General features: G+C 65.4%; 26 protein-coding genes. 6 read left to right on the top strand and 20 right to left on the bottom strand.

Features of this window, described 5'->3' with window-relative positions:
* Positions 1-192 precede the first annotated feature (192 nt).
* Positions 193-1,107: a LysR family transcriptional regulator gene (locus IGW04_RS03195; protein ID WP_194711756.1), complete on the bottom strand. Its 915-nt coding sequence runs from the start codon at positions 1,105-1,107 to the stop codon at positions 193-195.
* Positions 1,108-1,268: 161 nt separating this feature from the next.
* On the opposite strand from IGW04_RS03195, the gene IGW04_RS03190 reads away from it, so the two are divergent.
* From IGW04_RS03190 to IGW04_RS03180, 3 genes are all read left to right on the top strand, one after another.
* Entirely contained in the window at positions 1,269-2,435 is a 1,167-nt protein-coding gene (locus tag IGW04_RS03190; protein ID WP_194711579.1) for a mandelate racemase/muconate lactonizing enzyme family protein, read from the top strand.
* A 498-nt stretch (positions 2,436-2,933) separates the two neighbouring features.
* Complete coding sequence (locus tag IGW04_RS03185; protein WP_194711578.1) at positions 2,934-3,224, top strand: hypothetical protein; 291 nt, start codon at positions 2,934-2,936, stop codon at positions 3,222-3,224.
* Positions 3,225-3,336: 112 nt separating this feature from the next.
* A complete protein-coding gene (locus IGW04_RS03180) occupies positions 3,337-4,539 on the top strand; it encodes a dienelactone hydrolase family protein (protein ID WP_228526801.1) in 1,203 nt (400 codons plus the stop codon).
* Between the two features lie 3 nt (positions 4,540-4,542).
* On the opposite strand, the gene IGW04_RS03175 is transcribed toward IGW04_RS03180, so the two are convergent.
* Entirely contained in the window at positions 4,543-5,142 is a 600-nt protein-coding gene (locus tag IGW04_RS03175) for a DUF938 domain-containing protein (RefSeq protein WP_194711577.1), read from the bottom strand.
* Between the two features lie 198 nt (positions 5,143-5,340).
* On the opposite strand from IGW04_RS03175, the gene IGW04_RS03170 reads away from it, so the two are divergent.
* A complete protein-coding gene (locus tag IGW04_RS03170; RefSeq protein WP_194711576.1) occupies positions 5,341-5,553 on the top strand; it encodes a hypothetical protein in 213 nt (70 codons plus the stop codon).
* Between the two features lie 48 nt (positions 5,554-5,601).
* Here the strand turns inward: IGW04_RS03170 and IGW04_RS03165 are convergent, their stop codons facing one another.
* From IGW04_RS03165 to IGW04_RS03155, 3 genes are all read right to left on the bottom strand, one after another.
* On the bottom strand, positions 5,602-6,846 hold the full coding sequence (locus IGW04_RS03165; RefSeq protein ID WP_194711575.1) for a branched-chain amino acid ABC transporter substrate-binding protein: 1,245 nt from the start codon (positions 6,844-6,846) through the stop codon (positions 5,602-5,604).
* 106 nt (positions 6,847-6,952) lie between these two features.
* Positions 6,953-7,873, bottom strand: a complete 921-nt coding sequence (locus IGW04_RS03160) for a class I SAM-dependent methyltransferase (protein WP_194711574.1) — start codon at positions 7,871-7,873, stop codon at positions 6,953-6,955.
* Positions 7,870-8,205: a hypothetical protein gene (locus tag IGW04_RS03155; RefSeq protein ID WP_194711573.1), complete on the bottom strand. Its 336-nt coding sequence runs from the start codon at positions 8,203-8,205 to the stop codon at positions 7,870-7,872. Before IGW04_RS03155 ends, IGW04_RS03160 begins: the two co-directional genes overlap by 4 nt.
* A gap of 354 nt (positions 8,206-8,559) precedes the next feature.
* Between IGW04_RS03155 and IGW04_RS03150 the strand changes: the two genes are divergently transcribed.
* Complete coding sequence (locus IGW04_RS03150) at positions 8,560-9,360, top strand: CsgG/HfaB family protein (RefSeq protein ID WP_194711572.1); 801 nt, start codon at positions 8,560-8,562, stop codon at positions 9,358-9,360.
* A 101-nt stretch (positions 9,361-9,461) separates the two neighbouring features.
* Here IGW04_RS03150 and fumC read toward each other — a convergent pair whose 3' ends face one another.
* From fumC to rpsP, 15 genes are all read right to left on the bottom strand, one after another.
* Positions 9,462-10,853: a class II fumarate hydratase gene (gene fumC, locus IGW04_RS03145; RefSeq protein WP_194711571.1), complete on the bottom strand. Its 1,392-nt coding sequence runs from the start codon at positions 10,851-10,853 to the stop codon at positions 9,462-9,464.
* Between the two features lie 68 nt (positions 10,854-10,921).
* The gene (locus IGW04_RS03140; RefSeq protein ID WP_194711570.1) at positions 10,922-14,410 is read right to left on the bottom strand and encodes a pilus assembly protein; all 3,489 of its coding nucleotides are present in this window, start codon (positions 14,408-14,410) and stop codon (positions 10,922-10,924) included.
* Positions 14,411-14,483: 73 nt separating this feature from the next.
* Positions 14,484-15,059, bottom strand: a complete 576-nt coding sequence (locus IGW04_RS03135; RefSeq protein WP_194711569.1) for a pilus assembly PilX family protein — start codon at positions 15,057-15,059, stop codon at positions 14,484-14,486.
* A gap of 53 nt (positions 15,060-15,112) precedes the next feature.
* Positions 15,113-16,171, bottom strand: coding sequence for a PilW family protein (locus tag IGW04_RS03130; protein ID WP_194711568.1), 1,059 nt, complete (start codon positions 16,169-16,171; stop codon positions 15,113-15,115).
* A complete protein-coding gene (locus tag IGW04_RS03125) occupies positions 16,143-16,559 on the bottom strand; it encodes a type IV pilus modification PilV family protein (RefSeq protein ID WP_194711567.1) in 417 nt (138 codons plus the stop codon). The genes IGW04_RS03130 and IGW04_RS03125 overlap by 29 nt, the downstream gene beginning before the upstream one ends.
* Positions 16,556-17,125 (bottom strand): GspH/FimT family pseudopilin, encoded by a 570-nt coding sequence (locus IGW04_RS03120; RefSeq protein WP_194711566.1) that lies wholly within the window; start codon positions 17,123-17,125, stop codon positions 16,556-16,558. The genes IGW04_RS03125 and IGW04_RS03120 overlap by 4 nt, the downstream gene beginning before the upstream one ends.
* Positions 17,119-17,559 (bottom strand): type IV pilin protein, encoded by a 441-nt coding sequence (locus tag IGW04_RS03115; protein ID WP_194711565.1) that lies wholly within the window; start codon positions 17,557-17,559, stop codon positions 17,119-17,121. Before IGW04_RS03115 ends, IGW04_RS03120 begins: the two co-directional genes overlap by 7 nt.
* Positions 17,560-17,778: 219 nt before the next feature.
* Positions 17,779-18,726 carry a cation diffusion facilitator family transporter gene (locus IGW04_RS03110; protein WP_194711564.1) on the bottom strand — a complete coding sequence of 316 codons (948 nt, stop codon included), beginning with the start codon at positions 18,724-18,726 and terminating at the stop codon, positions 17,779-17,781.
* Between the two features lie 23 nt (positions 18,727-18,749).
* The gene (locus IGW04_RS03105) at positions 18,750-19,094 is read right to left on the bottom strand and encodes a DUF3579 domain-containing protein (protein ID WP_194711563.1); all 345 of its coding nucleotides are present in this window, start codon (positions 19,092-19,094) and stop codon (positions 18,750-18,752) included.
* Positions 19,095-19,292: 198 nt separating this feature from the next.
* Positions 19,293-20,282 carry a CobD/CbiB family protein gene (locus tag IGW04_RS03100; RefSeq protein WP_194711562.1) on the bottom strand — a complete coding sequence of 330 codons (990 nt, stop codon included), beginning with the start codon at positions 20,280-20,282 and terminating at the stop codon, positions 19,293-19,295.
* Positions 20,283-20,371: 89 nt separating this feature from the next.
* Positions 20,372-21,043: a CoA pyrophosphatase gene (locus IGW04_RS03095; RefSeq protein WP_194711561.1), complete on the bottom strand. Its 672-nt coding sequence runs from the start codon at positions 21,041-21,043 to the stop codon at positions 20,372-20,374.
* Positions 21,044-21,188: 145 nt separating this feature from the next.
* Complete coding sequence (gene rplS, locus IGW04_RS03090; protein WP_194711560.1) at positions 21,189-21,578, bottom strand: 50S ribosomal protein L19; 390 nt, start codon at positions 21,576-21,578, stop codon at positions 21,189-21,191.
* 103 nt (positions 21,579-21,681) lie between these two features.
* Positions 21,682-22,452 carry a tRNA (guanosine(37)-N1)-methyltransferase TrmD gene (trmD, locus tag IGW04_RS03085; protein WP_194711559.1) on the bottom strand — a complete coding sequence of 257 codons (771 nt, stop codon included), beginning with the start codon at positions 22,450-22,452 and terminating at the stop codon, positions 21,682-21,684.
* A 33-nt stretch (positions 22,453-22,485) separates the two neighbouring features.
* Positions 22,486-23,016 (bottom strand): ribosome maturation factor RimM, encoded by a 531-nt coding sequence (rimM, locus tag IGW04_RS03080; RefSeq protein WP_194711558.1) that lies wholly within the window; start codon positions 23,014-23,016, stop codon positions 22,486-22,488.
* Positions 23,017-23,054: 38 nt separating this feature from the next.
* Positions 23,055-23,309, bottom strand: coding sequence for a 30S ribosomal protein S16 (rpsP, locus tag IGW04_RS03075; protein ID WP_194711557.1), 255 nt, complete (start codon positions 23,307-23,309; stop codon positions 23,055-23,057).
* Between the two features lie 215 nt (positions 23,310-23,524).
* On the opposite strand from rpsP, the gene IGW04_RS03070 reads away from it, so the two are divergent.
* Positions 23,525-23,938: an NINE protein gene (locus IGW04_RS03070; protein ID WP_194711556.1), complete on the top strand. Its 414-nt coding sequence runs from the start codon at positions 23,525-23,527 to the stop codon at positions 23,936-23,938.
* The last annotated feature ends 39 nt before the right edge of the window (positions 23,939-23,977 follow it).

The following is a 23,977-nucleotide window of genomic DNA, read 5'->3' as shown; positions in this document are numbered from 1 at the left end:
AGGTCTTGTTTCGAATGACGAGGGAAGGCAGATCGGTGGGCAGCACGGCGGGATTCCTGGAACAGTGAAGACCGGCCGACTGTAGCAAACGGTACCGTTTGAAAAATTGACATGGGTCAAAATTGCCCGGACGGTGCGGCGCGCCGGAACCGCGTCAATCGCACGTCGATACCCTTCCCCGACGCATGGCAATCAGGCCGCGCCTTCGCCCTCGCCTTCCTTGAAATGCGCGATCAGGAAGTCGATGAACACCCGCACCTTGGCCGGCAGCTGGCGCCGGCTCGGATAGAACACGTACAGGTCCGCCGGCGCCGGCGCATGGTCTGGCAGCACCACGCGCAGCCGTCCCGAAGCCAGGTATTTCGCCAGGTCCCATTCGGAGCGCAGCAGGATGCCATGCCCGTCGAGCGCCCAGCCCAGCACCACGTCGCCGTCGTTGCTCGACAGCGCGCCGCGCACCTTCACCAGCTGCTCGCGCCGACCGCGGCCGAGGCGCCAGAGGTTGCCCGGATCGTTGTTCTGGCGATGCAGGATGCAGCTGTGCCGCGCCAGTTCGTCGGGCGTCTCCGGCACGCCGGCGCGCTTCAGGTAGCCTGGCGATGCGCACAGGAAGCGCTTGTTGGCAAGGATGCGGCGGGCCGACAGCCGGGTGTCGGGCAGCGCGCCGAAACGGATGCCGAGGTCGAATGCCTCTTCCACCAGGTCGATCGGGCGGTCGGTCAGCTGCAGCTGCAGCTCTATGTCGGGATAGCTGCGGGCAAACGCCGATACCAGCGGCGCGATGGTGGTGCGGCCGAAACCCAGCGTGGCATTGACCCGCAGCAGGCCGCGCGGCTCGGCCCGGTGGCTGCTGACGGCATCCTCCATCTCGCGGATGTCGGCCAGGATGCGCTGCGCCTGCTCAAGATAGAGTTCGCCCTCGCTGGTCAGGCTGACGCGGCGGGTGGTGCGGTTGAGCAGCCGCACGCCGAGCCGCTGTTCCATCTGCGCCAGGCGCTTGGTCGCGGCCGGCGGCGTGATGCCGAGTTCGCGCGCGGCCGCCGACAGGCTGCCCTTTCTGGCCAGCGCGGCAAAGAAGGCCATTTCCGAGATGGCATCGGTTTTCATCATGGAGGCGAATCATAAACCCATCATTGCCCCTTGTGCGGCGAGTGGCGAAGCAGGCGCGCCTTTCACCCAGGGTAAATAATGGAATGAATCACAGCAAATAATCGTGCGTCCGCGGCAGGCTATGCTGTGGCCACTTTCCAACCCTGCCGGAACCCATCATGAGAATCGTAGAAATCCGCGAGAAAACCCTGCCGATCAGTTCGCCCATCCGCAACGCCTATATCGACTTTTCCAAGATGACGCTGTCGCTGGTGGCAGTGATCACCGATGTCATCCGCGATGGCAAGCCAGTGGTCGGCTATGGCTTCAACTCCAACGGCCGCTACGGCCAGGGCATGCTGATGCGGGAGCGCTTCATCCCGCGCATCATGGAAGCCGACCCGGCCTCGCTGGTCAACGACGAGGGCGACAACCTCGATCCGCACAGGATCTGGAACTGCATGTACACCAATGAAAAGCCGGGCGGCCATGGCGAGCGCTCGGTGGCGATCGGCACCATGGACATGGCGATCTGGGACGCGGTCGCCAAGATCGCCGGCAAGCCGCTGTTCCAGCTGCTGGCCGAGCGCTATGGCGACGGCAAGCCGAACCGCGAAGTGTTCGTCTACGCCGCCGGCGGCTACTACTATCCGGGCAAGGGCCTGGAAGCGCTGCAAAATGAAATGCGCAGCTATATCGACCGCGGCTACAGCGTGGTGAAGATGAAGATCGGCGGCGACAGCCTGGCCGAAGACCAGCGCCGCATCGAGGCGGTGCTGTCGGTGCTGAAGGACGGCCAGCGGCTCTGCGTCGACGCCAACGGCCGCTTCGACATGGACACCGCCATCGCCTACGCCAAGGCGCTTGGCCAGTACAACCTGTTCTGGTACGAGGAAGCCGGCGACCCGCTGGACTATGAGCTGCAGTCCATCCTGCGCAGCTATTACAAGAATCCGATGGCCACCGGCGAGAACCTGTTCTCGATGCAGGATGCGCGCAACCTGATCCGCTATGGCGGCATGCGCGCCGACCGCGACTGGCTGCAGTTCGACTGCGCGCTGTCCTACGGCCTGGTCGAGTACCTGCGCACGCTGGACATGCTGCGCGAGCACGGCTGGTCGCCCAGCCGCTGCATCCCGCACGGCGGCCACCAGATGTCGCTCAACATCGCTGCCGGCCTGGGCCTGGGCGGCAATGAATCCTATCCGGACCTGTTCCAGCCCTTCGGCGGCTTCCCGGACGGCGTCGAGGTGAGGGACAGCCGCATCGTGATGCCTGAGCTGCCTGGCATCGGCTTTGAAGGCAAGTCCAACCTGATCAGCGTGATGCAGGAACTGAGCGCCTGATTCACGCTGGCCCGGCAGCCAGACTCCTGGAAGCCTGGCCGTGACGTTCGTGGATGCGTGATGCCCGTAACGCCTCATGCAAGGCCGTGGCGGATGGAAGGGTGGAATACCCCGCACCGCATCCTCTGACTGCAATGCAATCGCCCTTCCGTCCGCAACCTCAACAGCATCTGCTGCTTCGCAGTGACGCCCTTCCCTGTCGCCACAACACGATCGCACTGTCGTCCTGAGCAGATCGGAAATCCGCCCCGGCAGGTGACATGGTGATCGGGTCCACTGCGTTTTCGGCCTTGATCGACCGCTGGCGGAATGCCCCTTCGGGGTATTCCGCCCTACGACGTCTGAGCGCCTGATACCACGGTGACGATCCGTCGAGATACATACGCCGCCAGGCTGCTTTTTGCCCGCAAAACAACAAGTAGCCGAAAGCCGAACACCAGAATTGATACCTGCAAGCAATTCGTGGCAAGATCATGCCAGTTGCTACCAGGAATTATCATGACCAATCTTCTTTTCCGCCTGGAACGACGCGCCCGTTTTGCAATGGGTGGCGTTGCCTGTCTCACCCTGCTCGCGCTGGCGCTGTTCAACAGCCGCCTGATCGAGTCCCAACCTTCCTACGATGCCTACGGCTGGTACACCGTCAACCCCATGCGCCAGGGCATGCTGATTGCGCGCCGCATGGACAGCGAATCCGCCTGCCGTGAATCGGCGGTAGCCCATGCCATCAGTTGCATGCAAGGCAAATCGCTGAATGCCGAACTGGTTGCCTCGTCGCAATCGCATTAACGAAATTGCATCACAGAATTTTTTTCCTGAAATTGTCATTGCGGTATTGAGTTGCAGAAACTTGATTTCTAGAATGGGTTCTTGCTTCCGGTAACCGTTCAGGAGTGCTGCAATGCTTGCCCGCCTCGTCCGTTTCGCATTTTCCGCATGCCTTGCCGCCGGCGCGCTCATGCATGCGCATGCGACCGCGCTCGATGCCCGGCTGAACGAACAGGTAGTCATGGTGCCGACGGCCAATGGCACCGCGCTGGAAACCACGATCTTCCGTCCGCCCGGCGACGGCCCCTTTCCCTTGCTGGTGATGAACCATGGCAAGCAGCCGGGCGACCCGCGCCTGCAGCCGCGCGACCGCTTCTATTACATGAGCAGGGAATTCGTGCGGCGCGGCTATGCGGTGATGGTGCCGATGCGCACCGGCTTTTCCCGCTCCGGCGGCGACTACGTGGATTACGGCTGCAACATGACCGGCAACGGCTATCTGCAGGCGATGGACCTGCGCGCCACGATTGCCTATGCGCGCAGCCAGGGCTGGGTGGATGGCGAGCGCATCCTGGTGGCGGGCCAGTCCTATGGCGGCCTGGCAACGCTGGCGGCGGGCGCCGGCGCCCTGCCCGGCGTGCGCGGCCTGCTCAACTTTGCCGGCGGCCTGCGCGCCGATGGCGGCGACTGCCAGTGGAAGACGGCGCTGGTCGAGGCCTTTGCCGCCTACGGCAGCCGCAGCACCCTGCCCAGCCTGTGGTTCTACGGCGCCAATGACAGCTACTTCAATCATGAACTGGCCGGCCGGCTGCATCAGGCCTATGTCGCCGCCGGCGGCCAGGCGCAGCTGGTCGCTTACGGCGCCTTCAAGCACGATGCCCACGGCATGGTCGGCAGCCGCGACGGTTTCGCAGTGTGGTGGCCGCAGGCGCGCGGCTTCCTGCAGCGCCTGGGCATGCCGACCGAGGAAGCCGTGGCGATCGCCGAAGATGCGCCGATTCCGCGCAGCGACTTCGCCGCCGTGGGCGATATCGATTCCGTGCCCTTCCTGCGCGAGCGCGGCCGCGAAGCCTATCGGGCCTTCCTGGCCAAGTCGACGCCGCGCGCCTTCGCGGTCTCGGCCAGCGGCGCATGGAGCTGGGCCGAGGAAGGCGAGGATCCAGCCGGCCGGGTGCTCAAGGCCTGCCAGGCCAATAGCCAGCAGCCGTGCCGGCTGTATGCGGTGGACGATTATGTGGTCTGGAACAACGATGCGGCCGTGCCGGCCAATGTGGCCGGCGGCGAGCGCCAGGAAACGGTGGATCCGGGACTGACCGCATCGCTGCGCGGCCGCTAACCGTCAGCCGGCGCGGCGCCAGGCCAGCAGATCATTGTTGGCCGGCAGCGCAAGGTCGGCCACCGGCGCGAGGCCTTGCGCATGCGCCAGCGCGTCGATGTCTTCCCGGTTGCGCAGCCCCATGTGCGGCGACTGCGCCCGCAGGCTGGCGTCGAACTGGGCATTGCTGGGCGTGGTGAACTGGCCGTCGCGCCTGAACGGGCCGTAGATGCACAGCATGCCGCCCGGCGCCAGCACCCGGCCTATGCCGCGGAACATGGATTGCACCTCCGGCCACGCCATGATGTGGCAGGTGTTGGCGGTATAGACCGCGTCGAACGGGCCGGCCGGCCAGTCGTCCGACCCGGCGTCGAGCAGCAGCGGCGGCAGCACGTTGGGCAAGGCCGCGCCGTCCAGCCAGGCCCGGATGGCGGCATGGTTGGCGGCAAGGTCGCTGGTCTGCCACAGCAAATGCGGCATGGCGGCGCCGAAATGCACCGCGTGCTGGCCGGTGCCGCTGCCGATTTCCAGCACGGTATGGCAGCCGCGCAGCAGATCACGCAATGCAGCAAGAATGGGTTCGCGGTTGCGGGCGCTGGCGGCGGAAAATGGCTTGCTGATCATCTGGATAGGAACGTTCGGGGGCTGTTGCTGAGGGGTTTGTCATCCAATGCGATGCAACATACGCGGGTGTTTCCTACATGAATTGCCGGCGTTTTCCTACGTGCGGCCAAAGCCGGAAATGCTTTAATTATTTCGCCTGTACATGCATCGCCCATATTGCCGCCAGGCGGCAGATCACCGACCAAGCCGAGGAAGCCCATGAACAGCACTGACGAAGCCATCCTGACCTTTGCCGAAGCCTTTTCCCGGCTCGGCGACCGCAAGTACCGCGACCTGTACGTGGAGGCGCTGGCCTCCATCGTGCGCATGGCCAAGGCGGAGGAACGCTATGCGGCCCAGACTGGCCAGGAAGCGGATGAGCCGCTGTGCTGGCCGGCGGCGCCGTCCGAGGGTGTTCCGCTGCTGCACTGAGGTGCCGCAGCGGGCGCCGAACTCGGACCGCGCCGCTTCAGACCCGGTTTACGCTCCCGGGCGCTTCATCTGGCAGGAGCTGGGCTGCGCCGCCACATAGGTGTCGATCTTCTGGTCGGTGCGCCAGCCGTAACCGGTGTTTTCCTGGTCGTACTTGACGTCCTTGCCATTGGTCTTCACCCAGGTCGCCACCACCAGCGGCTGCTGCACCTGGTGGTCGGTCTTGCGCATCTCCACCTCGCCGTTCAGGCTCTTGACCTTCATGCCCTCCATCGCAAAGGCCACCTTCACCGGGTCGGTCGACTTGCTATCCTTGATTGCCTTGGACAGCATGGACACCACGGTGTAGGTATCCATCACATAGAAGTCATCGTTGAACTTCTGCTTGAAGGCGTCGGCGATGTCGGCGCCCATGAAGGTGTCGTTGTTGACGTTCCAGTAGGAAACCTGCTTGACGCGGTCGGCGCCGGCGGCGCCCATCGCGGTCGGCACGCCGCTGGTGGCGGCGTAGTAGGTGTAGAAGTTGGCCTTCAGGTCGGCATCCTTGGCAGCCTTGATCAGCAGCGCCAGGTCCGCGCCCCAGTTGCCGGTCACGACCGTGTCGGCGCCGGACGCCTTGATCTTGGCGATGTACGGCGAGAAGTCCTTGACCTGCGCGATCGGATGCAGGTCGTCGCCGACGATCTGGATGTCCGGACGCTTGCGCTTCAGGTAATCCTTGGCGGCGCGGGTGACCTGGTGGCCGAAGGAGTAGTTCTGGCCGATGATGTAGACCTTCTTGATGCTCTGGTCCTTGGCCATGTAGCTGGTCAGGCCTTCCATCTTCATGTCGGAATTGGCGTCGAAGCGGAAATGCCAGAAGCTGCACTTGCTGTTGGTCAGGTCGGGGTCGATCGCCGAATAGTTCAGGAACACGACTTCCTTGCCCGGGTTGCGTTCATTGTGCTTGTTGACGGCATCCACCAGCGCCAGCGCCACCGCCGAGCCATTGCCCTGCGCGATATAGCGATAACCCTGGTCGATCGCGCTCTTCAGCTGCGACAGCGACTCCTGCGGGCTGAGCTTGTTGTCGAAGGCGGTGAACTGCAGCGTATGCTCGCCGGCCCATTTTTCCTTGTTGGCCTTGTCGGCGATGAGCTGGAAGCTGTTCAGGATATTGCTGGAAATCGGCGACATCGGGCCGGAGAAGGCATCGATGACGGCAACCTTGACGGTTTCGGCGCTGGCGGTCTGGACGGTGAAGGCAGCGGCGACGGAAAGCGCGCACGCAAGCGTGCGGGTGGGAAATGCCATTGTTCTTGTCTCCTGAGATGAAGCGTGATGCGGCTGCATACGCTCTTATAATCGCGCGCCGGGCAAGCCCGGCGCGCGTCCATCTTCTCCGTCCGGATAACGAAAGTCAAGAAGCCGCGGGCTCGGTATCTTTCGGTTCGGCTGCCCCGGTAAAGAAACGCTCGCCCAGTTCTTCCAGGCCCAGCGACTGCAGCACCGCCTGCAGCCGCTCGGACGGCCGCCGGCGCGGCAGGTTCTGATAGCTGGCCACGATCAGCTCATTCTTCATCGAATGCTCCCAGCCCACCAGTTCGGTCACGGTGACCTGGTAGCCATGCGCCTCCAGCTGCAGGCAGCGCAGCACATTGGTGAGCTGGCTGCCGAATTCCCGGGTATGCACCGGGTGGCGCCAGATCTCGGTCAGCGGGTCGCGCACCAGCGAGCGCGCCTTGTTCTTCTTCAGCACCGACGCCACCTCGGCCTGGCAGCATGGCACCAGCACGATGAAGCGGGCCTTCTTCTTCAGCGCGAAATGGATCGCGTCGTCGGTGGCGGTATTGCAGGCATGCAGCGCGGTCACCACGTCGATCTGTTCCGGCAGCCGGTCGGAAGTGATCGACTCGGCCACCGACAGGTTCAGGAAGGACATGCCGGCAAAGCCCAGGCGCGCCGCCAGTTCCTCGGACTTCTGCACCAGTTCGTCGCGGGTTTCGATGCCGTAGATATGCGAGCCCGGCGCCTGGTCCTTGAAGAACAGGTCGTACAGGATGAAGCCGAGGTAGGACTTGCCGGCGCCATGGTCCACCAGCCGGATCTCGGGCTGGTCCGCCAGCACCTGCCGCAGCAGCGGCTCGATGAACTGCACCAGGTGGTAGACCTGCTTGAGCTTGCGGCGGCTGTCCTGGTTGAGCTTGCCGTCGCGGGTGAGGATGTGCAGTTCCTTGAGCAGCTCCAGCGACTGGCCGGAACGGATCTCGGCGGCCAGCGGATGCGGCTGGTCCTGCCGTTCCGGCGCTTGCGGCGCGCCGGCTTTTCGATGTTTCTTCACGCGTGCAGATTCCAGTGGTCGGGCCCGCCTTCGCCGTGGTGCTCCTCGAACTGCAGCAGCAGGTCGAAGCGCACATGGTCCGGCAGGCTGGGGTATTTCTCGCCGCTGAAGATGGCCTGGTATTCGGCCGCGGCGGCGCGGATGTCGGCCGGCACCGGGTAGTCGTCGAGATAGTCTTCCAGCCAGGCATCGCCGAGCTCATTCTTCAACTGCTCGCGCTGCTCGTCCGACAGCGACGCCAGGTCGCCGTCGCCGATGTCGATATGGCGCATCAGGGCATCGAGCTGCCCGGCGGATGTTGGCGGATCGAAAGTGTGCTTGTGCTTGGTCATAGGGTATGGGCTCCGCGGTTTCCTGTGGTGATCCAGGTGCGCCGGCAGCGCGGCAAGGGCGCCGGCCCCGAGGTCGCCATTCTACACAAGGGCCCTGCTTCGCATGGTGATGCGGCGCACAGGCGGGTTCTTTCAACCCATCGATGGGCCATGGCCTGAACCAGACCAGGCCCGCTGCCACTTAAGGCCGCCCTTTCGCCTGACATGCACGCCGCAAGGCAGTCGGAAGCGCCGATGCGGCCATGTCGCATCGATCCCGGCGCCGAGCATGCCTGTCTGAAGGCAGGCGCCACGCCATCCCGCCCGCATCGGCGCCAGCCCGGTCGCAGGCACCATCCCATCCAAGGAAACTTCATGAAATGCACGATCCTCACCGCCATGCTGGGCATGGCCGTCCTTTCCGGCTGCGAATCGATGCCGGTCAGCATGGGCGCACCGGCCGCCAAGACCGCCGCCACCGGCTCGGCCGGCGGCGCCAATGCGCAGAGCGCCAACAGCCAGCTGGAACGCTGCGACAAGTCGCTGGGCACCATTGCCTTCGTCGAGGACGCCAGCCAGCCATGGATTGCGCAACTGACGCAGCAGTACAACATCCAGTCAACGGTCCCGCTGCTGCGCCTGATGGCGCAGCAGTCCAACTGCTTCGTGATCGTCGAGCGCGGCCGCGCCTTCCACAACATGAACATGGAGCGCGACCTTGCCGCCAGCGGCGAACTGCGTTCCACCAGCAAGATGCAGAAGGGACAGATGGTGGCCGCGGACTACACCGCCACGCCCAGCATCAGCTTCAGCGCGCGCGGCACCGGCGGCATCGGCGCGGCGGTCGGCGGCTGGCTGGGGCCGATCGGCGCGCTGGCCGGGTCGGTGCGTTCCAATGAAGCGTCCACCATGCTGCTGCTGACCGACAACCGGTCCGGCGTGCAGCTGGCCGCCTCCGAGGGCAGCGCCAAGAACTGGGATCTGGGCATTGCCGGCGGCCTGTTCGGCGGCGGCGCATGGGGCGGCGCCGGCGGCTTTACCAATACGCCGCAGGGCAAGGTGCTTGCCGCCGCGTTCATGGATTCCTATAACGGCCTGGTCCGGGCGGTGCGCAATTACAAGGCGCAGGAAGTCGAGGGCGGGCTGGGCAATGGCGGCACGCTGAAGGTCAACTGACAGGGCAGGCCGCGCCGTTCCCGACGCCTTCGGCGAGCGCTGCGGGAACGGCGCAGGGCTTGCAGGCCCAGCCGGCTTGCGAAAGTCCGCGGGCCCGGGCCTCAGCCTCCGGGCCGGATCATGTCTTCCGGCCTGACCCATTGCTCGAACTGCTCCGCCGTCACGTACCCCAGCGCCAGCGCCGTGTCCTTCAGCGTGCCGCCCTGCTTGTGCGCCTGCTTGGCGATCTGCGCCGCCTTGTCATAGCCGATGTGCGGCGCCAGCGCCGTCACCAGCATCAGGGACCGCTCCATCAGGTCGGCGATGCGCTCCTGGTTGGCTTCGATGCCGTGCGCGCAGTGCTCGTCGAAGCTGTGCATGCCGTCGGCCAGCAGCCGCACGCTCTGCAGGAAGTTATGCGCCAGCAGCGGCTTGAACACATTCAGTTCGAAATTGCCCGACGCGCCCCCGAAGTTGATCGCGACATCGTTGCCAAACACCTGGCAGCACAGCATGGTCATGGCTTCGCACTGGGTCGGGTTGACCTTGCCGGGCATGATGGAGCTGCCCGGCTCGTTCTCGGGAATCGTGATCTCGCCCAGGCCGGAGCGCGGGCCGGAGGCCAGCCATCGCACGTCATTGGCAATCTTCATCAGCGCCGCCGCCAGGGTCTTCAATGCGCCGTGCGCCGACACCAGCTCGTCATGCGCGGCCAGCGCGGCGAATTTGTTGGGCGCGCTGACGAAGTCCAGGCCGGTACGCTGGCGCAACTGCGCCGCCAGCCGGTCGCCGAACTCGACGTGGGTGTTCAGGCCGGTTCCCACCGCCGTGCCGCCGGCGGCCAGGCGCAGCAGCGGCGTCAGGGTGGCGCGCACCATCTGGCCCGCATGGTCGAGCTGGGCGACATAGCCGGAAAACTCCTGGCCCAGCGACAGCGGCGTGGCGTCCTGCAGGTGGGTGCGGCCGATCTTGATGATGCCGGCAAAGGCGTCCGCCTTCTGCTGCAGCGTGGCGCGCAGCTGGTCGAGCGCCGGCAGCAGGTGCGCCGACACCGCCCGCGCCGCGGCCACATGCATCGCCGTCGGGAAAATATCGTTGGACGACTGGCCCATGTTCACATCGTCATTCGGATGCACCAGCCGCGCCTGGCCGCGTTCGCCGCCGAGCAGTTCGGAGGCGCGGTTGGCCAGCACCTCGTTCATGTTCATGTTGCTCTGGGTGCCGGAACCGGTCTGCCAGACCGACAGCGGAAATTCCTGCGCATGCGTGCCGGCGATGACTTCATCGGCAGCGCGCACCAGCGCATCCGCGCGGTCGGCCGGCAATAGCGACAGGTCGCGGTTGACCACCGCCGCCGCCCGCTTGACCTCGGCCAGCGCATCGACCAGCTCCGCCGGCATGCGTTCGGAAGAAATGCGGAAGTGTTCCCGCGAACGCTGGGTCTGCGCGCCCCACAGCCGCTCGGCGGGGACGTCGATCGGGCCAAAGGTGTCGCGTTCGGTTCTGGTGCTCATGCGCCGCTCCTGTTGAAAGATAGACATTGGACTTCGAACGCGGCGCAAGTTCCCGGGCGCGGAGTCGCCTAGTCGCCAAGCTCGCGCCAGCCTTTCCGCCTGGCCTGGCGCGACGAGGCTGGTCCGCCGTCGTCAGGCCTGCCGCTGACGATACCTGCGCTGTCGGACGCCAGTGTGCCGCTGACGCCGCTGGTCAGGCGCAAGGTCCGGATGCCGGTCAGCAAGGCAGTCGCGGTGAAGAGGGAACTGACCGAGTCTGCACGCGGCAATGCCAGGCCGCTGCCAAGGTCCATCGCATACAGCCAGGCCGAACCGCCCTGCCCGCAGGCATCGTTCGACGGCACATTGCCCACCGCCTTCAGCATGCCCAGCTGAAGGTCCATGTCGACATTGACGCGTTCGCCGGCGGACGCGTTGCCGGGGTTGAGGTCGACATACCAGCCCTTGTCGCGGCCCCAGTCCAGCGTATCGCCGGCAATGCTCCGGGTGTTGCCGTTGACGGACGCAGTCAGGGTACGCGGCCTGAGCACGCCTTCCGTGCGCACCTTGCCCAGGCCGGTATTGCCCAGTTCATCCTTGACGACATAAATGCTTTGCTGCGACACATCGGCGATGTCGCTCAGGCCAAGATAGCGCCCGGTGCCAACCGCAACCACCGCGTAGCGCTGGCCGCGGCTGCGCACGACCGCCAGTTCGGGCCGGGTAGTCACGGGCTGCGTGCCGACATTGCCGACGTTGCCCAGCTCGGCCAGCTTCAGCACACTGCCGGCGCCGATATCGAACCGCCACAGGTTGCCCAGCAGGTCGCCGCCATAGACATGGCGGGCGGCATTGTCCAATGGGCTTTCGACCCAGGCATTGATGCGGGCCAGGCCGGAAGGGGCGCCGGCGCTGCCTTCGCCCGTGCCTATTTTCCTGATCAGGCTGCCGCTGGCCGCGTTCAGCACATAGAGGTAGCCTTTGCCATCGCCCGGAACGGCATTGTTGTAGCCCGAGGCGAAGATCACCACCCAGGCGCCATCGGGATTCTTGGCGATGACGGGATTGCCAAAACCGAGACCGAGGTCGCTGTCATCGGCGGCGGTGTATTGCCACAGCGCCCTGGGCGCATCCGGGTCGGTGATGTCGAGCGCATAGTAGCCGCGCCCGCCTGCGCCATAGCCGCCGACCAGGATGGTGCGCCAGTCACCGGCCGCGCAGGCCGCGGGCGCGTTCGGACAGATGTCGCCCGCCACCGGAGAAGCGTCGACATAGGGGCGATGCATGGCCGCATAGTTGCGGTCGGCCAGCAGGTAAAGCCGCGGCAGCATCGGGGCGGGCACGTAGGCCCAGGCTTCCTTGCCGGCATCGGCGCCGCTCACATGAAAGGCGTGCAGCATGCCGTCGTTGGCGCCGACATAGACCCTGGCCGCGCGGCTTGCCCCGGCGGCCCGGAATGCGGCATGGCCGGCGTCGGCATAGTTGAACGCAGGCGCGCCGACATACAGCGGCTGGGCATTGACGATGTCGCCCAGCACCCGGTCGCGCGGCCGGAACAGCGCGCCGCTGCCGCCGGCGGCGCTGCTGTCGCCGCGCAGGTAGTTCACCAGCCGTTCGCCTGTCGCCAAAGCCAGTTGCGCGGCATTGAAGTCGCCGCACTGAGTGAGCCTGGCAGCCGGCGCGCAGAGAGAATTGAAATGGGCTTTTTCCGTATCGCTCAGGTTCTGCCAGGTGAAAGGCTTGAGCCGCGTGCCCGGCGATGCCGGCGCGTCGGTATGGATCACCCGGCTGCCGTCCTGCGCCTGGCGCCTGAGTTGCGCCTGGGCCGACCAGAGGACCTGCTGCGACACCGCGCCGCTGGCCGGGTCCACCGTGCGGGCTTCCAGCTCGCCATCCCACTGCACATTGCGGTAACTGGCCGCGAACACCAGGTTGTCGCCCGGCACCGGCTCCAGGTTGCTGCTGGCGGCGGCGGCCGCGCTGCCCAGGCGGGCGCGCAGCGCGGCCAGCGTGCCGGACAATGTCGATGCCAGCATGGCCGGATCGGCGGCGCTGAAGTAAAGGCCGCGGCCGTTCACCGCCGCATGCCACAGGTCGTCGATGCGCGACGGGCCGAAATCATTGGGCGGCGGCCAGTTTTTCACCCCGCCGACGATGTCGGCGAAGTCGCCCGAGGCGGCCGTCGGATAGTCGCTGCGGTAGGCCAGCGTGCCGCTCACGCCCAGGCCGAGCGTGAAGGTGGTCATGTGCTGGTGCGTCGCCGGATCGGCGCTGGTGGCCGGCACCTGGTTGGCGCAGACATCCAGGCCCAGCGCCCCTCTGCAGTTGTTCAGCGCCGGGGTGCGCAGGTCGGTGTCGTAGTAGTAGGCGGCGACGTCGGCCAGGGTATCGGAAGCGCCGCCGGCCACGCCGGCTGCATTCGCCGCTGGCGTGCCGTCATGCAGCGGGCGCGGCAGCGTGCCGTCACGGTTGCCAACTGGCGCGCCGGACAGATCCAGCGGCCCATAGGTCGTGCCTTCATCCACGCCGAGGCCGACATTGCTGTTCCAGTAGCCGTCGGTGGAAAGAATGGCGAAGTTCTGCTGGCATGCGTACTGCACCGGATCGCCGGCGCCGGCAATTTTTGCGCCATACAGCCTGCCAGCCTTGGACAGGGCGCCACGCAAGGGCGTGCCCGACGCGGGCTGCACCAGGACGGCCAGCTTGGCATAGAGCGCGTTCTTCTGCGCGGCATTGAAGTCGCCGATCGGAAGAAACGCGTTATTGCCCGATTCGGTGCCGGCATAGCCTATGGTGCTGTAGCCGATGCGGTAATTGCTGTCCAGGTCGCGCACCGCGCGCGTCAGCGCCGTCTTCATCGCCAGTATCCGGGTCCGGTAATAGCTGTACCAGTTGGCGAAATTGCGGCGCTCGTCGCTGCCGCCCGGGCCGGAAGTCGCGCTCACGGTGACCTTCAGCCAGTTCGCACTGCCGCCGGACGCGGTGTCGAAGGCGGTGTTCCTGCAATCGTCCGATGCGGAGTTGTCGCCCAGGCTGGACAGCCGCGAGCCCCTGTAGACGAAGTAATAGGCCGCTTCGGGCGCGTTCGGAATGATGCCGGCGCCGGTCGCCTCGCACGACGACGTTGCGTCCCAGCAGTCCCATGGCCGCTGCTCGGGATCGGACAAGGAGGAGCGCCAGGCCCGGAAGGACGTGCCGAGATCGACCTTCAGGCTGGTGGCGTCGCGCTGGTAGCCGTCCAGCCAGGCGGCGTCGAATGGGGCGTCCGGCAATGCCGCGCCGTCTGCGCCCGCCGGCGGCGCATACACGGTGTCCGGGTTGTAATAAAGCCTGTTGCACAAGGCGCTGCGGTAGCCGACCGTGTTCTGATAACCCTTGGTCTTGACCCTGTCATCCAGGAAGCTCCATTGCATGGACCCGGAATCATCGAGGATCAGCATCACGTTGGGCTTGGCGCCGGCCGTCTTCAGCGGCGCATTGGCAATGTCAGTCAGCGCCGCCTGCGCCACCGCGCTGGCAAGGCTCCAGACGAACAGCAGCAACAGGCGCAGCAGTCTGCAAGGCGCGGCGTGGGACATGGAGAACTCCTGTAGGAAAGGGGAAATCAGGGAAGGCTCGCCAGGCATGCCAGCCGGCCGCGTTCGGGCGGACTCACCAGCGCACCAGCACCTGCACCAGACCGGCGGTGTCGCGCGGGCCGACCGCGCGGGCGGTGATCCGATAGAACGCCCATGGCTGGCCGGTCAGGCGCTTTTCGCTGCCATAGGCAATGGCGCCGCGGCTGCCGCTTTCGGCTTCGGATTCCAGATACAGCGCGCATTCGCCGGTGGTGACAAGGCTGCCGCTGCCGCTGCACAGCCGCTGTATCAGGTAGCGCACGCTGTGGCCGGCGCTGTCGACGCCCGGCAGCCCCATGGTTGTCAGGCAGGCCGACCGGGCCACGCCGTCGCATCCATTGTTTTTCCAGTCGATTGCCGCGGTGCCGCTGGCGGCGGCGTTGCCGCTGGCGTCGACGGCCTCGGTGGCCGAGGCATAGTAGCCGGAGGCGGCGGCATCGCTTGCCAGCGTGGCGGCGCTTTGCTGCTCGAGCCAGTCGATCGCCGCCTCGACGCCGTTTTCGGCCGCCAGTGTCGCGGCACGCTTGAAAGCCAGGTTGCCGGCCAGCTGGTTGCTGCTCTCGACCATGCGCATCAGCGAAGCTGCGCCCAGCATCAGGGCCACCAGCATGAACAATGCCGTGAGCAGGACCGCGCCTTCCTTCCGGAGCGGCGTCGACGCCTTCAAGGACGGCCCCAGATCACATTACGCAGCGGCACTACGGTTTCATAGCTGCGGTAACGGTAGCAGCGCCAGTCGGGAACATGGGCCAGGCTGATAGCGGCGCTCGCCAGCGTGCCGGCATTGTCCGGCGCCTGCCAGCCTGGCAGGTTCGACGCCGTCGCGGCACAGGCGCTGGTCTCACGGTTGGGGCTGCGCGCCACCACCGCGATGCGCATGCCGGCGATGCGTTGCCAGTCGCCGCTGTCGCCCGCCGTGCCGCTGCCATCGGCATCGATCATCGACGCGCTCCACCGGGTCACCAGCGGCACCGAGGCGATCATGGCTCGCGTATCAAAGCCGTATTGCGCCTTGAGGCTGACGATATTGCCCCCCAGCGTCTGCACCTGCGCACTGTTACCGGCATGGTCGCCGCTGCTGCGGCGCAATTCGCCGCTGACGATGGAATAGGACACCTGGCTCAGGCGGCCCAGGTTGAAGGCGGTTGCCATCGTGCTGTAGTCGACGGTGATGTCCGCTTGCGGCGCCAGCACGGCGTGGCTGACACGCACGGCACTGTCCACGCTGTCGATACGCACCAGAGCGCAAGGCTTGCCGGCCTCCTGCACGCCAAGAATGTCGCCACGGCGCATGCCCTGGGTGCTGGACAGGCCAATGCCGGTGCTGCTTGCCTTCAGTGCGGCGCCCAGGCGGGCCGGCGGCGCCAGCAGGTCGCTGGCGAACACCACCAGCGTGTCGGGCGCGCCATCCAGGCCCGCCTGTATGCGCACCGGCGCAGCGGTGATGGACTGGCTGGCATTGATCGCCACGCTGCAGCCGAGCAGCCTGGCGTCGCCCAGGCCCGGCCCGGCGTGCTGCAGGTCGCGCTCGATGGCGAACAGCGCCCCCATGGCAGCGGTCTGCGCGTCCGACGTGCCGGCCGTGGCGCGGCGGCTGCCGTGAAAGGCGATGTATGCCTGCGACAGCGCCAGCAGGGTCAGCAGGCCCAGCGCCAGGCCCACCATCAGTTCGGCCAGGCTGAACCCGGCACGACTATTCCGTGATGCGGGTAAGCGCGGCATATTGGTGTACTGACGTGTCGCCCGGCTGTTGCCAGCGCACGGTGATGACGAACCGGCCGGCGCCGTCCGCCGTGACCAGCGGCGGATAAGCCGTCGTTCCGGGCAAGGCCCTGGCTGCCGCTTCGCGGAAGACGTCATAGCCGCTGGCTGCGGTGATGGCGGCAAGCGTGGCGGAATCGCGCGAGCCGAGCCTGATCTGCGAAGCCATCTGCACCGCAAGCACGCTGGCGGCGGTACGGTAATGCGCTTCGGCAGCCTGGCGCATCGCGCTGACCGACAGCATCAGCACCGACAGCGCCCCGACCGAGAAGAGCGCCAGCGCCACCAGGCTTTGCAGCATCAGCATGCCGCGCTGGCATGCCCTGATGCGATGGCGCGGGCCGCTCATGCGCATCCCTGCAGCGATGCGTTGCGCGCCAGCGCCGGATTGCACAGGCGGATCAGGCCGCCGCCGCCGATCAGCAGCACCAGCCGGCGCGCGCTGCCCAGGGCCGCATGGCTGATCTCGATGCGGCCGGGGGCTGTGCCGATCACGGCGCCAAGCCCGTTGAAGTCGAGGCTGGCAGGCAGGCCGCTGCCGGGGGCCAGCGGGCTGGCAAGGCTGTCGGCGTTCGCCATTGCGCCAGCCGCCATGCGCGCATTGCGTCCGCCTTCGTTGCGGCTGCGCCGGGCGATGCCGGTCGGGCAGTCCGCGGCGACGGTCACGCAGCCGACTTCCCATTCAACCAGGCCGCCGGCATCGTTCAGCCGCAGCCTGACCGGCCGGTTGCGGCGTATCGCCTCGCTGCGCGCCAGCAGCAGCGCCGACTGCACCGACTCGGCCGCGCCACGGATCTGCAGATCCTGTATCCACTGGCTGAAGGATGGCATGCCAACCAGCAGCAGGCAGGAAATGATGGCCAGGCCGACCATCATTTCAACCAGCGTCATGCCCTGGGCCACCGGCCTCAGCATGTGCCGCCCCTGCTCGCTATCCAGCAATCCTGCGGCACCGCGCCCCAACCCGGAGGCAAGGCGGTGGTGCGGCGCAGGCCGGCATGGTCGACCTGGTAACGCAACCCAGCCACGCTGGTGCCGCTTGTGCCGCTGGCGACGATCGTGAAGGCTTGTGCCTTGCTACTGGTCGCGCAGCTATAGGAAAACTGGCCGGCGGCCGGCATCGCAGTGCCGCACGCGACGGAGCTGGCGTCGCCGTAGTTGCGGTGGTCCTGGTAATACTGTTCCATGGCGACGCGCAGCGTGGCCAGCTGCCCGGTCGCCTCGGCGATCCGGCTGCGCCTGACATGGTCGACATAGGAAGGCCAGGCGAAGCTGCCGAGTATGCCGACGATGGCAACAGTGACGAGCAATTCGATCAGCGTGAATCCGGCTGGAATGACACGATCCATGGTGGTTTTCCGCTAGCGTGGCAGGCATGCGGCACGGACTTGTTTAAATTTCGGCGCAAGAGTCCGTACAGCGAACGGGACTGGGAAACCCGGTGTGCAGCAGGCCTATTGCAGTACCGTTTTTCCCGAAGGCGGAGAGTGCAGAATTGCGCCGGATGACGCATGCATTGTTAGTGCGGATTTAATTGTTTTGGCTGAAGCGGCAATCAATGAAGCCAGTCAACTGACCAGCGCGCAGCGCGGCTGCTGGTCGCGGCCGACCTGCAGGGTGCTGTGCTTGATGCCGAAGCGCTGCGCCAGCTCGGCGGCGATCTCGTCAAAGAAGGCATCGTCCGGATGGCCGGACGGCATGCGCAGATGGGCGGTCAGTGCGGTTTCGGTAGTGCTCATCGCCCAGATATGCAGATCCTGCACCGACGCCACGCCGGGGCGCGACGCCAGGAAAGCCTCCACCTCTTCCAGCGCGATATGCGCCGGCACCGCATTGAGCGACAGCCGCAGCGCTTCGCGCAGCAGGCCGAAACTGCTCAACAGGATCACCGCGACGATGCCCAGCGACAGCAGCGGGTCGACCCAGAACCAGCCGGTGTAATACATCGCCACGCCACCGGCCACCACCGCCAGCGACACCACCGCATCGGCCGCCATGTGCAGATAGGCGCCGCGCAGGTTGATGTCGCCCTTGCTGCCGGCCATGAACAGCCAGGCGGAAAACGCATTGATGGCAATGCCGACGCCCGCCACCACCGACCCCGTCATGCCGCCCACCGGCGCCGGCGCCAGCAGGCGGTGCAGCGCTTCCCAGGCGATGCCGCCGCATGCCACCAGCAGCAGCATGGCATTGCCCAGCGCGGCCAGGATGGAGCTGCCGCGCAGGCCATAGGTATAGCGTCCGGCCGGGCGCTTCTTTGTCAGCACCGCCGCGCCCCATGCCAGCATCAGGCCCAGCACATCGGACAGGTTATGGCCGGCGTCGGCCATCAGCGCGGTGGAATGGGCGATGAAGCCGTAGGCGAATTCGACGACGACGAAACCGATATTGAGAACGATGGCGATCAGGAATGCGCGGCTGTGGTCGCCCGGCTCCGGATGATGATGGCCGTGGTGTCCGTGGTGTCCGTGGTGGGCGTGATGATCGTGATGGTGGTCGGTATGCGCATGCGCCATGGCTGTGGTTTCCGTGCCCAGGATCAGCCGCCCTTGCCCGCCGGCTCCGGCAGCAGGCAGGCCTCGATCACCTGCAGGTCGTTATCCTTGGCAAAATTGAGGACGAAATGATAGGCCAGCGGTTCGATGCTGCGCAATTCCTCGTTGACCACCACCGACTTGACGCCATTGAGCAGCGTCGGCCGTACATAGGGAGAATACTTCAGATGGGCATTGCGTCCGCCCGAGCCTTCCGGCCGGAAATGCGACATCACACCGCACAGCCGCTCGGCCCAGTCGCTGGGACGGAACACCCGTCCATTGCTGGTAATCCCCTGAATGAAAAATTCATTGGCGGGCGCGTTGCTTGTCGGATGGGGATCGGCCATGGCGGATGCGGTTTCTGTGGAAAGGCAATCTGGGAAAGGAGGCAAGGCGCCATTGTGTGGCGGAATGACTTGCGGCTCTCTTAGGTATTATATCTTATAGAAGACTTGCCCCGAAACAGCCCTCCACATTATGAAATTTCCAGGAAAGCCCTTTCCGGCAAAGGCTTTCCTGCGAGAACCTCCATTGCCAACCCTTCCTCAGCCCAGCCAGACGGCAAGCGAAATCAGCAGCAACAGCATCATCCACAGCAGCAGCGCCCGCCACACCAGGCCCACCGTGCTCTGCAGCGAGCGCACGCCCGGCTCCTCGCCCGGCAGGGTTTCGGTTTCGGCCGCGGCGGCTTCCACGCCGGCAGCGTCGATCGTGGCCGCATCTATCGTAGCCGCATCCACGGTCAGCAGCAGGCTGGTGGCATTTTCCTGGGGCGTGCCCAATCGCACGCCCATTGCGCCGCCGCCGGCGGAAAGGATGATGCCGGTGGTCTCGTTCTGCCAGCGCCGGGCAAAGTTGCGCCAGGCATAGACCGCATCCTCGAAATTGCCGACGATTGCGAAGGCCGAAGCGGTCAGGCGCGCCGGCACCCAGTCCATCAGGTAATACGCGCGGATCGCAAAACGGCCGAATGCCTCGCTGCGCATGTGCTCCGGTTCGCTCCAGGCACGCGCCAGGTATTCCGCCACCCTGTACATCACTGCGCCGGCCGGACCGAGCGGCATCAGGAACCAGAAAAACACGCCGAACACATGGCGATGGGTGGTCAGCAGCGCTCTTTCCACCGCCAGACGCGAAATCTCCGGCACTTCCATGCCCGTGGTGTCCTGGCGCAGCCATTGCGCCAGCAGCCGGCGCGCCGTTTCGGTGTCGCCGGCATTGAGGGCGTACTGGATGGCGGTGAAGTAATGGCTGTAATGGCGAAAGCCCAGGGTCAGATAAATGATGACGATGTTCCATCCCAGCGTCAGCAGCGGGCTGATCTGCGCGCACAGCCAGTGGATCAGCAAGGTGGGCAATACCAGCGTGAGCATGACCACGAACCAGCCCAGGCGACCGTGGTCGACATGGCCGGCATTGAACCAGCGCTCGACACGGACCGCATAGGCCTTGATGCCGCCATACACCGGATTGTCGGCGCGCAACGGCTTCAACTGCTCGATCAGAAGCGCGAAAAGAATGGAAAGAAAGGTCATCGGTCGCCCTGGATGTCAGTCAGGCGCTACGATAACGTAGTGCCCTGGAGTAATCAAACTGCGGCCGGCGCGGCCCTTCATGGCCCGGATCAGGCGCGCATGAAGTGAAACAGGTTGCGCAGCATCGCCGCGGTGGCGCCCCAGATGAAGAAACGGTCATAAGGCATCGTGTAGAAGCTGCGCCGCCCGCCCCCGCCCGGTACGTCTATGCTTCTGACCTGGTGGTTCATGCCATCCATCAGGAAAGCCAGCGGCACTTCGAAGATTTCTTCCACTTCGAACGGATCGGCCTGCAGATCGAACGGCGGATGCACCAGACCGACCACGGGCGTCACCCGGTAGCCGGTGCCCGTGAAATGGTCCGGCAAGGTGCCCAGCACCTCGATATGGCGGCGCGCCAGGCCGATTTCCTCTTCGGTCTCGCGCAATGCGGTGTCGATCGCCGATGCATCCTCGGGCTCGGCGCGGCCACCGGGCAGGCTGACCTGGCCGGCATGGTCGGTCAGGTGGGCGGTGCGCTCGGTCAGCAGCATGGTCAGCCCGTTTTCGCGCTGCACCAGCGGCATCAGCACCGAGGCCGGCGTCGGATTGCCGTCGCGCACGCGCAGCAGCCGCTCCTCGATGGTTTCCGCCGCCCATTCGGGCGGATTGGCGAACCGGGCGCGCAGACGTTCGGCGCTCAGTTCCTCGGCCAGCACCGCGGCCTCGCCGGCCAGGGATTCAATCGGAAGGATTTTGGGGTCGAAATGCAGTTTGCTCAAAGCGGAATTCCCGGCCTGTTACGCCATTGCAAGCCTGTGGCTGGCGCAAGGCTGGCTGTCAGTGGTTGAGATCCCATCCAGATGGGTGCGATCGGCCATGAAAAAAGGGCACCAACGGTGCCCTCGCATGATACGTCGCAGCCGATTACGCTGCTGGCGCTGCTTTTGCCGCGACACGGCGTTGCGGCAGCTTTTCCTTGATACGTGCCGACTTGCCCGAACGCTCGCGCAGGTAGTACAGCTTGGCGCGACGGACATCGCCGCGACGCTTGACTTCGATCGATGCGATCAGCGGGGAATACAGCTGAAAGGTACGCTCGACGCCTTCGCCCGACGACATCTTGCGAACGATGAAGTTGGAGTTCAGGCCACGGTTGCGGCGGGAAATCACGACGCCTTCGTAAGCCTGGGCGCGCTTGCGGGTGCCTTCGACCACGTTGACGCTGACGACCACGGTATCGCCCGGCGCGAAGTCGGGGATGTTCTTGCCGAGACGGGAAATCTCTTCTTGCTCGAGTTGCTGGATCAGATCCATTTATTGCTCCTGTAACCATCTTGCCGGCGCATCGATAGTGAATCAGCCCGGTAGAGGATGGGGTTCAACATTATCGCCTGGCCAACATGGCCAGGCGCTCCATTCAGCTGCCTGCAGGTTTTTCAGCCTGCAGGCTGCCTAAAAACTTTTCGTCGGCCGGACTCAGCAGACCGGCGGCGCGGGCGCTGGCGATCAGCGACGGCCGCTTGGCCATCGTTGCCCGCAGCGCCTGCTGGCGCCGCCACTTGACGATTTCGGCATGGTGGCCGCCCATCAGCACCGGCGGCACCGGCACGCCTTCGTACACTTCCGGCCGGGTGTAATGCGGATAGTCCAGCAGGCCGTTGACAAAGCTGTCTTCCACCGCCGAGGCATCGTCATGCAATACGCCCGGCAGCTGCCGGATCACAGCATCCATCAGCGCCATCGCCGGCAGTTCGCCGCCCGAGAGCACGAAGTCGCCGATGCTGATTTCCTCGTCGACGCAGCGGTCCAGCAGGCGCTGGTCCACCGCTTCATACCGCCCGCACAGCAGCACCAGGCCCGGCTCGGCCGCCAGCTGCATCACGCGCTGGTGGTCCAGCACCCGGCCTTGCGGCGACAGGTAGACCACGCGCGGCTTCGGCAAGCCCAGCTGCTGCTGGCGCCCTGCGGCCGCTGTCAGCGCCGAGTCCAGCGGCCTGGCCAGCATCACCATGCCCGGTCCGCCGCCATAAGGCCGGTCGTCCACGGTGCGGTAATTGTCGCTGGTGAAATCGCGTGGATTCCACAGGCCCAGGCCACAGCGGCCCTGCTCGAAAGCGCGCCGCGTGATGCCGGACTGGGTAATGGCGGTAAACATTTCCGGGAACAGGCTTACGACATCAAACTGCATACCGCCGCCCTTCCCGCAGCCAGGCTGCCTGCATCACGAATAATCCGCTTCCCAGTCCACCGTGATCAGGCGCGCCGCCTGGTCCACGGTCTTGACGAACTGGTCGACGAAGGGAATCAGCAGTTCCGGCGCAGGCTTTTCGCCTTCCGCCACCGGCTGTTCCACACGCAGGATCGGATGCGCGCCGTTGTCCATCAGGTCGCCGACCACGCCGAGATGCTCGCCGCGCTCGTTGACCACTGCCAGGCCGATCAGGTCGACCCAGTAGAATTCATCATTGTCCAGTGCAGGGAAGTGGCTGCGGCGTATCTGCACCGTCGCGCCTTTCAGCGCTTCGGCCGCGTCACGGCCGGACACGCCCATCAGGCGCGCCACCACTTCGTCGTTGTGCAGCTTGGACTGCAGCATTTCGACATCATGCAGTTCCGGCTTGTCCAGCCACCAGGTCTTGGCAGATAGCAATGCATCGCCGTCCGACGAATAAGGCCTGATGCGCACCCAGCCCTGAATGCCGTATGCGCCTGTCACATATCCGACCAGCACCAGGTCGTCAGGAATCGGCATTCCCGATGCGGTCATCTGTAAAACCTTGTATCGGACTATTAAGCAGCGGCCTTCTTGCCAGCCTGCTCAACCAGACGGGCAGCGGTCGGCGACAGTTGCGCGCCAACGCCTTGCCAGTAGGTCAGGCGGTCCTGGGCGATGCGAACCGACTCTTCAGCGCCGGAAGCCATCGGATTGTAGAAGCCGATGCGCTCGATGAAACGGCCGTCGCGACGATTGCGGGAATCGGTCACAACCAGGTTGAAGAACGGACGCTTCTTTGCGCCACCACGGGATAAACGAATCACGACCATAATATTTCCAAAAAGTGTACGGAGACGGAAAAAACCAGAGATTATAGCGGGTTTATTCCGGCTACGGCTAAGTTAATCGGTATTTTTGGGAAAGCGCGGCGCAGGAAATGCGGCGAGGCGACAGTATAAGGCGCTTTTCCCGGCCTGCGGAGATTGCCTTGCGTCCAGCGCTGATGCACACTACGCCCGCAATCCCGCCTGCTACCGCCCATTCCATGTCCCGCCACAAGAACAAGACCCTGGCCACCCTGCTCGCACTGCTGTTCGGCGCCGCCGGGCTGCATCGCTTCTACCTGTACGGCCGCAAGGATTTCTGGGGCTGGCTGCACTTCGCGACGCTGCCGCTATCGGCGCTGCTGGTGCTGGGCAACCCGGATGCGCCGGCGATCTTCACCGCGGGGCCGCTGGTGCTGTCGGTGCTGGCGGGCTTCCTGGAAACCCTGGTGATCGGCGTCACGCCGGACGAGAAATGGGATGCGCGCCACAATGCCGGCTCGGGACGGCAGTCCAACACCCGCTGGCCAGTGCCGCTGATGCTGGTGGTGGCGCTGGCATGCGGATCGACGGCGCTGATTGCCGCCATCGCCCGCACCTTCGACATTCTGCTGACCGGCGGCTCCTACGGCTGAGGCGACGACGCGCCAGCGCATCGCCGCCTTCCTGCCTCT

The organism is Noviherbaspirillum soli (assembly GCF_015352955.1).
Taxonomy (GTDB): domain Bacteria; phylum Pseudomonadota; class Gammaproteobacteria; order Burkholderiales; family Burkholderiaceae_D; genus Noviherbaspirillum_A; species Noviherbaspirillum_A soli.
Note: the sequence above shows the minus strand (reverse complement) of the source record. Positions and strands in the feature narration are given on the sequence as shown.